Annotated in this window: 12 protein-coding genes; 4 read left to right on the top strand and 8 right to left on the bottom strand. The window is 47.7% G+C overall.

Annotation, left to right across the window (positions count from 1 at the left end; translation table 11 throughout):
* The first annotated feature begins 38 nt into the window (after positions 1–38).
* Complete coding sequence (locus DWY57_RS10920) at positions 39–2,069, top strand: patatin-like phospholipase family protein (protein ID WP_207805161.1); 2,031 nt, start codon at positions 39–41, stop codon at positions 2,067–2,069.
* A 139-nt stretch (positions 2,070–2,208) separates the two neighbouring features.
* Here the strand turns inward: DWY57_RS10920 and cysS are convergent, their stop codons facing one another.
* The gene (gene cysS / locus DWY57_RS10915) at positions 2,209–3,684 is read right to left on the bottom strand and encodes a cysteine--tRNA ligase (protein WP_008662079.1); all 1,476 of its coding nucleotides are present in this window, start codon (positions 3,682–3,684) and stop codon (positions 2,209–2,211) included.
* Positions 3,685–3,809: 125 nt separating this feature from the next.
* Here cysS and mnmA point away from each other — a divergent pair, with 125 nt between their 5' ends.
* Entirely contained in the window at positions 3,810–4,862 is a 1,053-nt protein-coding gene (mnmA, locus tag DWY57_RS10910) for a tRNA 2-thiouridine(34) synthase MnmA (protein WP_119961762.1), read from the top strand.
* A 22-nt stretch (positions 4,863–4,884) separates the two neighbouring features.
* Here mnmA and DWY57_RS10905 read toward each other — a convergent pair whose 3' ends face one another.
* Positions 4,885–6,396, bottom strand: a complete 1,512-nt coding sequence (locus DWY57_RS10905; RefSeq protein WP_119961743.1) for a GH3 auxin-responsive promoter family protein — start codon at positions 6,394–6,396, stop codon at positions 4,885–4,887.
* A 122-nt stretch (positions 6,397–6,518) separates the two neighbouring features.
* On the opposite strand from DWY57_RS10905, the gene DWY57_RS10900 reads away from it, so the two are divergent.
* A complete protein-coding gene (locus DWY57_RS10900; protein WP_035447667.1) occupies positions 6,519–7,529 on the top strand; it encodes an ATP-dependent 6-phosphofructokinase in 1,011 nt (336 codons plus the stop codon).
* Here the strand turns inward: DWY57_RS10900 and rnc are convergent.
* From rnc to DWY57_RS10885, 3 genes are read right to left on the bottom strand one after another with little or no spacing between them, the layout of a single operon-like run.
* Positions 7,488–8,366 (bottom strand): ribonuclease III, encoded by an 879-nt coding sequence (rnc, locus tag DWY57_RS10895; protein ID WP_226791290.1) that lies wholly within the window; start codon positions 8,364–8,366, stop codon positions 7,488–7,490. The two genes, DWY57_RS10900 and rnc, sit on opposite strands and share 42 nt — an antisense overlap.
* A gap of 7 nt (positions 8,367–8,373) precedes the next feature.
* Positions 8,374–9,639 (bottom strand): beta-ketoacyl-ACP synthase II, encoded by a 1,266-nt coding sequence (gene fabF / locus DWY57_RS10890; RefSeq protein WP_117599822.1) that lies wholly within the window; start codon positions 9,637–9,639, stop codon positions 8,374–8,376.
* Between the two features lie 21 nt (positions 9,640–9,660).
* Positions 9,661–9,897 carry an acyl carrier protein gene (locus DWY57_RS10885; RefSeq protein ID WP_004291965.1) on the bottom strand — a complete coding sequence of 79 codons (237 nt, stop codon included), beginning with the start codon at positions 9,895–9,897 and terminating at the stop codon, positions 9,661–9,663.
* Positions 9,898–10,046: 149 nt separating this feature from the next.
* Here DWY57_RS10885 and purN point away from each other — a divergent pair, with 149 nt between their 5' ends.
* Positions 10,047–10,634 carry a phosphoribosylglycinamide formyltransferase gene (gene purN / locus DWY57_RS10880; protein ID WP_119961742.1) on the top strand — a complete coding sequence of 196 codons (588 nt, stop codon included), beginning with the start codon at positions 10,047–10,049 and terminating at the stop codon, positions 10,632–10,634.
* Here purN and DWY57_RS10875 read toward each other — a convergent pair.
* From DWY57_RS10875 to DWY57_RS10865, 3 genes are all read right to left on the bottom strand, one after another.
* On the bottom strand, positions 10,625–12,478 hold the full coding sequence (locus tag DWY57_RS10875; protein WP_005825980.1) for a sulfatase-like hydrolase/transferase: 1,854 nt from the start codon (positions 12,476–12,478) through the stop codon (positions 10,625–10,627). The genes purN and DWY57_RS10875 overlap by 10 nt on opposite strands.
* Positions 12,479–12,594: 116 nt before the next feature.
* Complete coding sequence (pdxB, locus tag DWY57_RS10870) at positions 12,595–13,638, bottom strand: 4-phosphoerythronate dehydrogenase PdxB (RefSeq protein ID WP_117878285.1); 1,044 nt, start codon at positions 13,636–13,638, stop codon at positions 12,595–12,597.
* A 63-nt stretch (positions 13,639–13,701) separates the two neighbouring features.
* Positions 13,702–13,899, bottom strand: coding sequence for a hypothetical protein (locus tag DWY57_RS10865; RefSeq protein ID WP_227212774.1), 198 nt, complete (start codon positions 13,897–13,899; stop codon positions 13,702–13,704).
* Positions 13,900–14,006: the final 107 nt, after the last annotated feature.

Raw genomic sequence — 14,006 nt, 5'->3', positions numbered from 1 at the left:
AATAAATTTACCAATACGTATTTAAGTAAATGATGGAGATGAAGTATAGACTATGGGCTTGTCTGTTGTTTTTGCCGATGGTTCTTTGGGCGTCCGGGCGTCCGAAAGTGGCTGTCGTACTCAGTGGGGGTGGCGCCAAAGGGACGGCGCATATCGGTGCTCTGAAAGTAATTGAAGAAGCGGGTATCCCTATAGATTATGTGGTAGGTACCAGTATGGGGGCCATTGTGGGAGGTTTGTATTCTATCGGATATACCCCGCAGCAATTGGACAGTATGGTGAATGCCCAGAACTGGAAATTCCTACTCTCGGATGCACCCAATCCTAAGGATGTGTTGCTGGACGACCGGTTGAAGTCGGAGCGCTATGTACTCTCTATTCCATTTTCTTTGAAATCTGCCGCTGTTTCGGATGCGGGTATCATAAAAGGGAAGAACCTGGCACGTTTGTTCTCCACGTTGACAGAAGGTTACCAGGATTCCGTGGATTTTAGCCGTCTTCCTATTCCGTTTGCCTGCGTGTCGGAAAATCTGGTGAATGGTAGTGAAGTCGTGTTCCGTGAGGGAATACTGGCCACTGCCATGCGTTCCAGCATGTCCATTCCCGGTGTGTTTGCTCCGGTAGACCTGGATGGAATGGTGTTGGTGGACGGTGGAATGGTGAATAACTATCCGGTAGATGTGGCGCTTGCCATGGGGGCCGACTACATTATCGGGGTGGATGTGCAGAGTCCGCTGCTTAAGGCTTCCGAGCTGAAATCGGTGAAAGACATCTTCGGACAAATCATCAATCTGCAAGGAGAGAAGAAATATCGTGAGAATCTGCGTAATACCGACGTACTGATAAAGGTGGATGTCTCCGGCTATTCGGCTGCAAGTTTTACCAAAGAGGCCATCGACACTCTGATGGTGCGGGGAGAACGTGCTGCCATGGACAGTTGGGACGGACTGCTTGCCCTAAAACAGAAGCTGGGGCTTGCAGGCGATTATCAGCCTCGCCGTCCGGGACCTTTCCGCTTACCCGGCGTGGCTGTTGATAGGGAGATTCCCGTTGATTCCCAAATAGCCGCCCCTGCTGTGCGGGAGAACAAGCTGAATGTCGGTTTTCGCTTTGATACAGAAGAACTGGCGGCGTTGCAGGCAAATACGGACTTCTATTTCGGCCGGCAGCGCGAGTCGCTGGTCAGCCTTACTGCCCGTCTGGGCAAGCGTACACTGGCACGACTCGGATATAGTTACCAGTGGGACGGTGGATGGCAGGCGGGACTTGCCTATCAGTTCGACTATAAAGATATGAATATTTACAATGAAGGCAAACGGGCGCTGGATTTGACTTTTACACATCAACTGGTCCGTATGGGGGCGGCGAAGGACTGGAACAATATCCAGGTCAGTCTGGGCATTGACTTTGATTACTACCACTATCATGATTTGCTGTCGCTCGACCCGTTAGCTTCGGCACTGTTTGAGAATTCGTCCTTATTCAGTTACTTTGCCGGACTTGTGTTCAACAACTTGAATGAGAGGAGCGCCCCTACAAAAGGGATGTCGTGGGCGGTATCCTACCATCTCTATACGGATAACCTCTTCCAGTATAAGGACAACAATCCTATTTCTGTTTTCGATGCCCGTTGGCAGGGATGTTTCTCTCCGTCGAGTAAGCTCACTGTCACTCCTTCGTTTTATGGACGCGTATTGTCCGGAAGCGGTAATTATCCTTTTGCCATCATTAATATGGTGGGGGGAACCATACCGGGGCGCTATATGCCACAGCAAATACCGTTTACGGGCATCAACCGTGCGGAACTGTCACAAGCCGCACTGCTGGTTGCAGGGCTGAACCTCAGACAGCGTATCTTGAAAAACCAGTATATATCAGTGATGGGCAGTTATGGGCGAAACTCCGGGAAGTTTCATCAGATTCTTGACTCTTCCGAATCGGCTGATATGGCAGGGGTAGGCATCGGCTATATGTACAAGAGTTTTCTGGGACCAGTGGAGATACAGTTGAACTGGTCTAATCAGACGAAGAAACTAGGGTGGTATGCTGGGTTCGGATTCGTATTCTAACGAGGATATATCAAAATATTACATGGATTTTATTTTCAGACAAAAGAACAGAAGAACAAGAGAAAAATATATTCTTTTGTTCTTCTGCCTAAAACTTAGCCCAATCTGTATGATTCTGCGGTGAGTTATGATACTTTCATTATTTATTCAGCTTCCATTCGCTTCCGTCCTTACCGTCTTTAATCTCGAAACCGAGTGCGGTGAGTTCATTACGGATTTTGTCGGATGTGGCCCAATCTTTGTTGGCTTTTGCCTTTGAACGCTCTTCCAATAGCATGTCCACTACTTTGCCGAAGGCGGCTTCACGCTCTTCGTTGGAGGCGTTGTCTTCTTGTAATCCTAAGATGTCGAAGCAGAAGAGGTGGAAGGTTTCCTTCAATTCTTTCAGGTCTTCGGCTGTGATGGAATCGTTTCCAGCCAGGATATTGTTTACCATCTTGGCGCCGTCGAAGAGGTGGGCGATGACAATCGGTGAGTTCAAGTCATCATTCATGGCTTCGTAACACTTGGCACGCAGGGATTTCACATCTATGGTGGAGGTTGCAGCAGGGGTAATCTTGTCCAGTCCATGTACAGCATCCATCAGCCTTGCCAATCCCTTTTCGGCGGCTTGCAGCGCTTCGTTGCTGAAGTCTACCGTACTGCGGTAGTGGGCTTGCAGGGTGAAGAATCGGATGGTCATTGGGCTGTAGGCTTGCTCCAGCATGGGGTGCGTGCCTTTGAAGAGCTCTTCCAATGTGATGAAGTTACCGTAAGACTTACCCATTTTCTGTCCGTTCACGGTCAGCATGTTGTTGTGCATCCAATAATGTACCATATCTTCTCCTTGGGAAGCTACGGATTGTGCAATCTCGCATTCGTGATGCGGGAAGATAAGGTCCATACCGCCACCATGAATGTCGAAGTGCTCGCCCAAGTATTTCTTTCCCATGGCTGTACATTCGGCGTGCCAGCCGGGGAAGCCGTCGCTCCACGGGGAAGGCCAACGCATGATGTGTTCCGGTTGCGCACATTTCCAGAGAGCAAAGTCTGCGGGATTGTGCTTCTCGCTCTGTCCATCCAGTTCGCGGGTGGTGTTGAGAACATCATCCAGGTTGCGTCCGGAGAGCTTGCCGTAGTGATGGTCCTTGTTGTATTTTTCTACATCGAAATAAACGGAACCTTCACTTTCATAGGCATATCCGTTCTTCAATATCTCCTTTACAAGTTCTATCTGTTCGATGATGTGGCCGCTGGCATGTGGCTCGATACTGGGAGACAGCACATTCAATGCATCCATCGCCTTATGATAGCGGTTGATGTAGTACTGTGCCACTTCCATTGGTTCCAGTTGTTCCAGACGGGCTTTTTTCGCAATCTTGTCTTCACCTTCGTCGGCATCGTGCTCCAGATGGCCCACGTCGGTAATGTTGCGGACATAGCGCACCTTGTAGCCGATGTGCGTCAGGTAGCGGAACAGCAGGTCGAAAGTGATGGCAGGGCGTGCATGTCCCAAGTGCGGGTCACCGTACACGGTCGGTCCGCAGACATACATGCCTACATGCGGTGCATGCAGCGGTACGAACAGCTCTTTTTTTCTATTTAAAGTGTTGTAAATGGTCAGTTGATGTTCCATAACAGTTGATTATTAGTTCTTTTAGGAGTACAAAGGTATAATAAATCTGTGAAAATCTATAATGATATTCTGTTTTATAAGAGTAAATGCAACGGATTTCACCTTCGTTTATTACTTTTGTATCCATGAAGTCAGATAAACGTGTATTGCTTGGCATGAGTGGCGGCACGGATAGCTCCGTGGCCGCCATGAGGTTGCAGGAAGCCGGTTATGAGGTGACTGGCGTGACTTTCCGTTTCTATGAGGCAGGAGATGAGACCGGGTATCTGGAAGATGCACGGGCTCTGGCCCTGAAGCTGGGGATGAAACACATTACCTATGATGCACGCGAGCTTTTCCGTTCGCGTATTATCCGCTATTTTGTGGAAGAGTATCTAATGGGGCGCACTCCCGTTCCTTGCACGGTCTGCAATAATGAGCTGAAGTGGGTGCTGTTGGCTAAAATAGCCGATGAAAAGGGAATTTATTGGATTTCTACCGGACATTATGTGCGCAAGGTCTTGTCCGGAGCAAAGTATTATATAGCTCCTGCCGCGGATAAGGACAAAGACCAGACTTTCTTTCTATGGGGGTTGAAGCAGGACATCCTGCAGCGTATGTTGCTTCCGATGGGAGATATTACGAAAAATGAGGCGCGCTCGTATGCGGCGGAGCGTGGTTTCGAGCAAGTGGCTGCAAAGAAAGACAGTATGGGGGTGTGCTTTTGCCCTTTGGATTACCGTTCCTTTTTGAAGCGTGAGGTTCCTGAAACACTATTACCCGGTAAAGGTAGATTCGTCGATGAAAAGGGGGATTTCTTGGGATGGCATGAGGGCTATCCGTTTTATACCGTAGGGCAACGTAGGGGCTTAGGTATCCATCTGAACAAGGCTGTTTTTGTGAAAGAGACAAGAGTGGAAAGCAATGAAGTTGTTCTTGCTCCACTATCTTCCCTCTACAAGCAGGAAATGTGGCTGGGAGAGTGGAACCTGGTGGAGAACAGCCGCGTGCTGGGTGCAGACGAGGTTATCGTGAAGATACGCTACCGTAAGCAGGCAAACCACTGCAAGGTAAGTCTTACAGTGGAGGGACTACTGCATGTCCGCTTGATAGAGCCGCTCGAATCTATTGCGCCAGGGCAGGCAGCGGCTTTTTATGATGAAAGCGGTCTGCTGCTGGGCGGTGGAATTATTTTGTGATAAAATCTGCTTTTATATTTTGTTATTTATTAAGCTTCAGCATTTCTTCTATGTATTCCCTTGTGTTGCTGAGTCGGGGTACTTTATGTTGTCCACCGAGTTTCCCCTTGCTATCCAGCCAATCGTGGAAGAGGTTGGGACGGGCGACGATGATTTCCAGTGGTTGCAGTGCCAGGTTATTCTGTCTTTTAGCTTCATAGTCGGAGTTTACCTCTTTCAGGGTGTCGTCCAATACTTTGGCGAACTTCTCCAGGCTGTCCGGCATTTGTGCAAATTCTATCAGCCACTGGTGGCGGCATTTAGCATTCCGGTCCATAAAGACTGGGGCGGCAGAATAATCTATGACCCGTGCATCGGTTTCGGCACATGCTCTGGCAAGTCCTCTTTCCGCATTGTCCACAATCAGCTCCTCGCCGAATGCGTTGATAAAGTGCTTGGTACGTCCGGTGATGACGAACTTATAGGGATTCTTCGATGTAAACTTCACTGTATCCCCAATCATATATCGCCATAAACCGGCAGAAGTGGAGATTACCATGGCGTAGTTCTTGTTCAGTTCCACCTCTTCGAGGCAGAAGGTACGCGGATTCTCCTTGCCTACATCTTCCAGCGGGATGAACTCGTAAAATATACCGTAGTCAATCATCAGTAACATGGCAGGATCGGTAGGGTCGTTCTGAGTTCCGAAGTAGCCTTCGGATGCATTGTAAGTCTCTACATAATGCATCTTGCTGCTGCGGACCACGTCTTTGTATTGCTCGCGGTAAGGAGTGAAGGCAACGCCGCCGTGGAAGAACACCTCCAGATTGGGCCATATCTCCTCAAGGCTCTGCTTTTCTGTCTTTTCCAATATATGTTTGATGAGTACAAGCATCCAGGACGGTACACCGGAAAGGTTGCTGACGTTTGCATGGATGGTTTCGCGGGCGATGGCCTCCATTTTGGGCTCGAAGTGCTCCATTAGGGCCGTCTGCTTGCTGGGTACGCGGACAAAGTTTACCAGCGGGTTGATATTTTCTATGAGGATGGCGGAGAGGTCGCCTACAAGACTGTGGTTGGTGTTCAGGTTGGGAGCGTGGCTACCTCCAAGGATAAGCCCTTTACCGGAAAAGAAACGACTTTCGGGATTCTGTCCCAGATAGATGGCAACGGCATCCCGGCCTCCCTTGTAATGCGTGTCGTGCAAGGACTCCCGGCTGACGGGCAGGAACTTGCTCTTGTCGTTGGTGGTACCCGATGATTTGGCAAACCAACGTATTTCCGAAGGCCAAAGCAGATTCTGCTCACCGGCACGCAGGCGGGTTACATAAGGCTTTACTTCTTCGTAAGTTTGTATGGGAAGGCGCTTCTTGAAATCTTCATAAGTACGGATAGAGGTATAGTCATACTTCTTTCCCCATTCCGTATTTGCCGCTGTCCGGATGAGACGCTGCAATACAAGCTGTTGCAATTCACCTGCATGGCTGGTGTATTGTTCGATTTCTTTCAGACGGGGAGCAAAATATACCTTATTCAGAAACTTTGTAATATTCATCGTTCTTTGTGAAATCTTATTTTAAACCGCAAAAGTAATCTTATTTATCGGCATCTCTATCTTTTTTCTCTTTTTTTTCTATCTTTACGGACCTATAGAACAATAATTCAAACAAAAATATCATGAGAATAGGTATTTTGACTTCAGGGGGCGACTGTCCTGGCATCAACGCTACCATTCGCGGTGTATGCAAAACAGCTATCAACCATTATGGAATGGAAGTAATTGGCATTCACAGCGGTTTTCAGGGGCTGCTGACCAAGGATGTGGAGTCGTTTACCGAAAAGTCCTTATCCGGTTTGCTGAACTTGGGAGGTACGATGCTCGGTACTTCGCGTGAGAAGCCCTTTAAGAAGAACGGCGTGATGTCCGACGTGGACAAACCGGCACTGATAGTGCGGAATATCAAAGAGATGGGACTTGATTGTGTGGTCTGCATCGGTGGAAACGGTACGCAGAAGACAGCCGCCAAACTCTCCGCTATGGGGCTGAACATCGTATCCGTGCCAAAAACAATAGACAATGACATTTGGGGAACCGATTTTTCCTTCGGATTCGATTCTGCCGTCAGTATTGCTACGGATGCCATCGACCGGCTGCACAGCACGGCCAGCTCGCACAAACGGGTGATGGTGATTGAGGTGATGGGGCACAAGGCAGGTTGGATAGCCTTATACTCCGGTATGGCGGGCGGTGGTGACGTGATTCTGATTCCGGAGATTCCCTATAATATCCACCGTATCGGAGAGACGATTCTGAATCGGCTGAAGAAAGGAAAGCCTTACTCCATCGTGGTGGTGGCCGAAGGCATACAGACGGACGGGCGGAAACGTGCAGCCGAGTACATCGCTCAAGAGATAGAGTATGAGACGGGTATTGAGACCCGCGAGACTGTGTTGGGATATATCCAGCGTGGCGGCTCACCCACACCTTTCGACCGTAATCTTTCCACACGTATGGGCGGACATGCCACGGAATTGATTGCCAACGGGCAGTTCGGGCGGATGATTACCTTAAAGGGAAATGAAATAGCTTCTGCACCGCTGGAGGAGATTGCGGGTAAGTTAAAGCTGGTGACGGAAGACAATGACTTAGTTGTCCAAGGACGTCGGATGGGAATCTGTTTCGGCTAATCTTTCTTGTGAGGATTTTTCAACAGCTTCTGCCATGGGATTATCTTCTGTGGCGGTTTCTGTTGAATGGTTTCGCTCTTTGGCTGCCTGGACTTCCTCCTTGAAAGCGGCATCCTTAATTTTTTTCAATGCCATTTGTGCCGCATTTTGTTGCGACTCCTTCTTGGAATAACCGGTGCCGGTGCCTGCCGATATCCCTTCGATGCGGACTTCGGTGTGGAACATCGGATTGTATTCTTCGTCGAGAAACTGTTCGATAAGCTCGAATGACACTTCCATTTTGTTCTTCTGGCTCCATTCGATGAGTTTTGACTTGAAGTTGACCTCTTTGCGAGACATCTTGTCGAGGTCGATATAGTTTTTGAAAATCTTCTCTTCCATGAACTGCTTGCAGCGGTCGTAGCCCTGGTCCAGATAAATGGCTCCAATGAAGGCTTCGAATGCATTGCCGTACATATAGCTGTTGTGGGACGAGGAGCGGGTGGAGTATTTCACCAGTTTGTCCAGTCCGATTTCCACGGCCAGTTTGTTGAGTGTTTCCCGCTGTACAATTTTGGAACGGGTGTTGGTGAGGAAACCTTCGCGGCGTCCTTCGAAATGGCGGTAGACAATGTCTCCTACGATGGCGTCGAGGATAGCATCGCCCAAGAATTCCAGCCGTTCGTTGTTGATGGGACGTCCTTTTTCGGAGCGCATGGAGATGGATTTATGCAGCAAAGCCTGCTGATAGACCTTGATGTCACGTGGAAAGAAGCCGAGAATTCTGTAAAAACAAAAATAAGACTCTCTATCCTTGCGGAACAAGAGCCTTATTTTATCTATTTGGTTACGTAACACGACCTTATTATTCTGCGTATTTCTTGAAAATGACACACGCATTATGACCACCGAATCCAAAAGTATTGGACAAAGCTACGTTCACTTCGCGCTTTTGTGCTTTGTTGAACGTGAAGTTCAAGTCATAGTCGATGTTTTCGTCGTTATCACCCTCTTCGTGGTTGATGGTCGGAGGAACAATGCCATTCTTGATGGCGAGGATGCTTGCAATGGATTCTACCGCACCGGCAGCGCCCAGCAAATGACCGGTCATGGATTTTGTCGAACTGATGTTCAACTCATACGCATGCTGTCCGAATACCTCTTTGATTGCTTTTGCTTCCGAAATATCACCTACGGGAGTAGATGTACCGTGAACATTGATATAATCTACTTCTTCGGGTTTCATTTCTGCATCTTCCAACGCATTCAGCATCACTAACTTGGCTCCCAAACCTTCGGGGTGAGAGGCTGTCAGGTGATGAGCGTCGGCAGACATTCCTACGCCGGCAACTTCCGCATAGATTTTGGCACCGCGTGCCTTGGCGTGTTCCAGTTCCTCTAGAACGAGACAACCGCCACCTTCACCCATGATGAATCCGTCACGGCTTGCGCTGAACGGACGGGATGCAGTTTCGGGAGAATCATTGCGGGTTGACAATGCATGCATGGCATTGAAACCGCCTACACCGCAAGCGGCGATGGCAGCTTCCGAACCACCGGTTACGATAGCATTGGCCTTACCCAGACGGATGAGGTTAAACGCATCGGCAATGGCATTTGTGGAAGTGGCACATGCAGAACAAGTTGCGTAGTTGGGACCATGGAAACCATACATGATGGAAATTTGTCCGGCAGCAATGTCCGAAATCATCTTGGGGATGAAGAACGGATTGAATTTGGGGCCGTTTTCCTTACCGGTCAGGGCATAGTTGCCCGCCTCTTCTTCGAATGTACGGATGCCACCGATACCGGCGCCGAAGATGACACCGATTCTGTTTAAATCCTCATTTTCGACGTCAAGCCCAGAGTCACCTACCGCTTCTTTGGCTACTGCAATGGCATATTGTGTGTACAAGTCCATCTTGCGGGCCTCTTTGCGGTCCATATATTTGGTAGCATCGAAGCCTTTTACTTCGCATGCAAACTGAGTCTTGAAAAGCGATGCATCGAAATGAGTAATAGGTCCTGCTCCACTAACCCCATTCACAAGATTTTCCCAGAATTCGGGAACACTGTTGCCAATGGGAGTAATGGCGCCGAGACCTGTTACTACAACTCTTTTTAATTCCATGTTATAAACGAATGGATAAGATTACTTAGCGTGTTCTTCGATGTAAGATACAGCATCACCTACAGTACCAATCTTTTCAGCCTGGTCATCGGGAATAGAGATACCGAATTCCTTTTCGAATTCCATGATAAGTTCTACAGTGTCAAGAGAATCAGCTCCCAGGTCGTTAGTGAAGCTAGCTTCGTTAGTAACTTCTGATTCTTCTACGCCTAATTTATCGACGATAATCGCTTTCACTCTTGATGCAATTTCAGACATAACTTTAAGTTTTTAATTAATAATTAGTTTTATTTCTTTAAATTTGCGGTGCAAAGGAATGAATATTTATCATTCCTCGCAAATATTTGATGAATTAAATGCACCTTTTTGCACATTTTTCACGGTTTTGTGCAGTAATTGGAGGGGTTATGGGAAAAAATATCGCAGTTTTAGCGTCGGGAAGTGGTACGAATGCCGAGAATATCATCCGTTATTTCCGGGAAAAAGGTTCGGCACGTGTGGCTCTGGTTTTGACTAACCAGCAGAATGCGTTTGTTTTAGAGCGTGCCAAGGGGCTGGGAGTGCCTTGTGTCTGGTTTGCCAAGAGCGATTGGGAAAGTGGAGAGCTTGTTTTGTCGACGCTTCGAGAGCATGATATTGATTTTGTGGTATTGGCAGGATTCCTGGCACGTGTGCCGGACAATATTCTGCATGCTTATCCCAATAAAATGATAAATATACATCCTTCGTTGCTGCCCAAGTTCGGTGGAAAGGGAATGTACGGCGACCGTGTGCACGAGGCAGTGATTGCTTCCGGCGAAAAGGAAAGCGGTATTACCATCCATTATACGAATGAGCATTATGACGAAGGCGGCATTATCTGCCAGCAGAAATGCCCCGTATTGCCGGGCGATACGCCGGAGGAGCTGGCGCAACGCATCCACCGGCTGGAGTATGAATACTATCCGAAGGTGATAGAGGAGTTGGTGGAAGGCCTCTCTCCCAGTTATTTATAGAATCGGTTAAGGGAGAGGATGGCCTCGTTCAGCTTACGGTTGTCTATCTTGTAGTTTTCCAGGGGATTCAATGCACTGTCGCTGATTTCTATATATCCGGAAGGGTGTTTTTCCAGAATAGTATGATTTTCTACGATAAAGGCATAATTGAGATTGTCGCCCACGATATGCCAGTTCCGTGGACAAGTATCGGTTATTAAATGCCCCATACTGTAATCGGAAGGCGGATTGGTTACACCCAGCACTTTATTCATTAGGGTTGGTGCAAAATCATAGTGCGTGGTACGGTGATGGTAGGTATGTGGCTGTTCTCCCGGTTCATATAATAGGAAGGGGATATGTGTTTGTACCGGTGAATAATTACTGCCGTGGCCCCAATAATTTTTATGATTCTCATTGAATTCTTGTCCATGGTCTCCGGTAATGATGACCAGGGTATTGTCTAGCAGTTTCTTTTCCTCAAGTTTGTGGAGGACGCATCCCACCAGTGAGTCGGCTTCCGCCACGCAGTTGTAGTAGAGGTTCAGGAAAGGAGTAGGGTCTATGTCGTTGTTCAGTTTCATATAGTCGGCGAACTCCCAGGACGGTTGGAAACGATAAAGCTTGTCCTTCGGCACTTCATATCCGTGTGCCAAATCATAGAAGAGAAAGGAAAAGAAAGGTTTTGTACCGCTGCCCAGCGTATCGAGTGCTTGCAGATAATCTGCTGTAATACGGCAGTCGCGGTCATAAACGGTTTTTCCTTCGGTATGGGTACGCAAGTCGGGTACCTTTGAGAAAAGTATTTTGGCAAATGGCGGGTTGACGATTGTAGCACTGGGATAAATACCTATCTGATAATTCTGCTTCAATAGTTCTTCTATGAGCAGGGGCTGTATGCCCGATACCTCAAAATCAGTCCAGTAGATGGATGAGAGACTGAAGAAAAGCCCGAAGATACTTCCACGTGTGCCATTGCTGCTGCTTAGATGGGAGGTGAATCTGCTGCAACTGTCGGCAAAGTGGCTGATATGAGGTGTAATGTCCTGGTTAAAGGCGCGGTAGTTCCATGAGTCTATGGCTATCAGCACTACATTCTTGGGGTTGGAATGGACTTCGTATTTCAAAGAATCTATCGGATAGTTGAGGTCAGCAGACTGCTTTTTGTTGTTGAAGTTCATTTTAATGACATCCTTGGATGAGACCACTCCTAACTTCATCATCAGGCGGGTTGCCGTAAGCGGGAAGTAATAGGGCAGGCAGGGGGCGCTGCGAATCACTGAAGTCTTTTGCGCTACAGCGGCATAGGCATGATAAAAGTTAGAGAATAGTGCAAACAAAATCAGAGTGGCAAGTACAGGACGGAAGCCACAGCGGTGAAAGCGGGTATAACAATGGCCTGCAAGTATTCTTAGCAAAGTATTGGCGGCAAATATACCCACTAATACTCCTGCAATCTTCAGATAAAGCCAGAAGCTGAATGTGAAAATCTCACTGTTGCCCTCTCCAACCAGGAGATTCAGTACAAAACCATTGATATGGAACTTGTAAAGACTGTACACACTGCCGTCTATGTAAGCAAGTATATTGAGTAATGATACAAGAATAATGTGTGTGATGGCGGCGGCTTGATGGCGCCGGACGGTAATGGCTACGATTAAGGATATGATGTAAGGAATAAGTGCCCACAAGGCGGCATGTGAGCAAGCGGCCGTTATATAAAACATCCAGCCTCCCACGTCCATCATGGCGAGCCGGGGACTGTGAATCAGATAAAACAGAAATTGTATGGCAATCGTCAGAGTTGAAATTGCATAAAAAATAAATCCTTCACTGAGTGATTTCTCTAACTGTATTTTTTGCATTGATATTGTAATGTTTTGCCTATAGTTTCCTCTGATTCGGCATTGATAGTAAAGGCGTGAGGAGCTTATATAGTGACGTCTTTTGTATTATCGGGCTGTATTTCTAAATGTATGTGCTACTTTGGGATATAAGTGTAAGCATCTTTTTCTCTTCGTAGCGGGTAGTCTCCCCGCAATTTTTCAAATTGTTCGGGATGTGTTTTCAGTGCTTCGCTGTCCCTTCTCGGGTCATACATTTGCAGATATGCTTCTGCCAGGCTGTCGGCGGTAATAATCGGGTTCCGGGGTTGGGGGGGAGCGATGCGGTAGTCGGCTTTGATGTGAAAGAAACGGCAAAGGGCATCCAGGGACATACGGGTGGCATTGGCTTTTCCGTCGGCTGAATAACCGGCTATATGGGGAGTTCCAAGGAACACTCTATTTAATAAGGTAAGATTGATATCAGGCTCATTCTCCCATACATCAATGATGGCATCGGAAATCAGTCCGTCTTCTAAGGCATTCAGGAGCGCATTGGTTTCAATCACCTCTCCACGTGAGGTATTGATAATGACGGGACAGCGTTTTAATGACCGGAAGAAAGTATGGTCTGCCAAATGGAATGTTTTGTATGGCCCTTCCTTATATAAAGGTACGTGGAAGGTGAGGATATCACATTCTGCTGCGAGTGCTTGCAAGGAACTGAAATCGCTCTCTCCTTCCTTGTCTTGCCGGGGCAGGTCATTCTTCAGGACACGCATGCCTAGTTCTTGCCCTACTTGGGCTATTTTGCTACCCACATTGCCTACGCCGATGATGCCTAATGTCAATTCGGACAGTTGTACTCCTTTGAGTTGTTGCAATAATAGTAAGGCTGATTGCACGTATTGAGCTACGGATGCTGAATTGCATCCGGGGGCATTGGTCCAAGCGATGCCTGCTTCACGGCAATATTCCGTATCTATATGGTCGAAGCCTATGGTGGCGGTAGCAATGAAGCGGACTTTACTGCCTTCCAGCAATTCCTTGTTGCAGCGGGTGCGGGTACGTATAATCAGTGCATCGGCATCTTTTACCAACTCCGGAGTGAAGTCTCTGCCGGGAGTATAAATCACGCTGTCGGCTATTTTTTCGATGGCTTCCTTAATAAAAGGTATCTTGTTGTCAACAATGACTCTCATAATGCTGCTGTTCTTTTCGACGATTCTCCATCGTGCGAAGATACGACTAATCCGTCAAAGTGGCTAAGTAATGCCCGGAAAATAATTCGGCTTTTTCCGTTTTAAGTTTGCATTTCTGCCCTCACCGCTCTCACTCTTTTCTTCAACTTCCCTATTCATCGGCATTGCAGGGGTGGGTGAGAGCAATCGAAAAGGGTGAGGGTAAATTTTGCTCTCACCCGTGTTTTCTTCCGTTCCGCATCCTTCTTTCTTCTGTTGCATCCTTTTCATTCTTTCGTTTTACTTTTGGATTCTTCAGCAGCCCACGTTAGTGAGCCGTGATGTTCACTTGAGTGAACTAAACAGCTCACTAGTGTGGTTGAATTGGT

It is taken from the genome of Bacteroides sp. AF25-5LB (assembly GCF_003602965.1).
GTDB classification, from domain to species: domain Bacteria; phylum Bacteroidota; class Bacteroidia; order Bacteroidales; family Bacteroidaceae; genus Bacteroides; species Bacteroides uniformis.
Note: the sequence above shows the minus strand (reverse complement) of the source record. Positions and strands in the feature narration are given on the sequence as shown.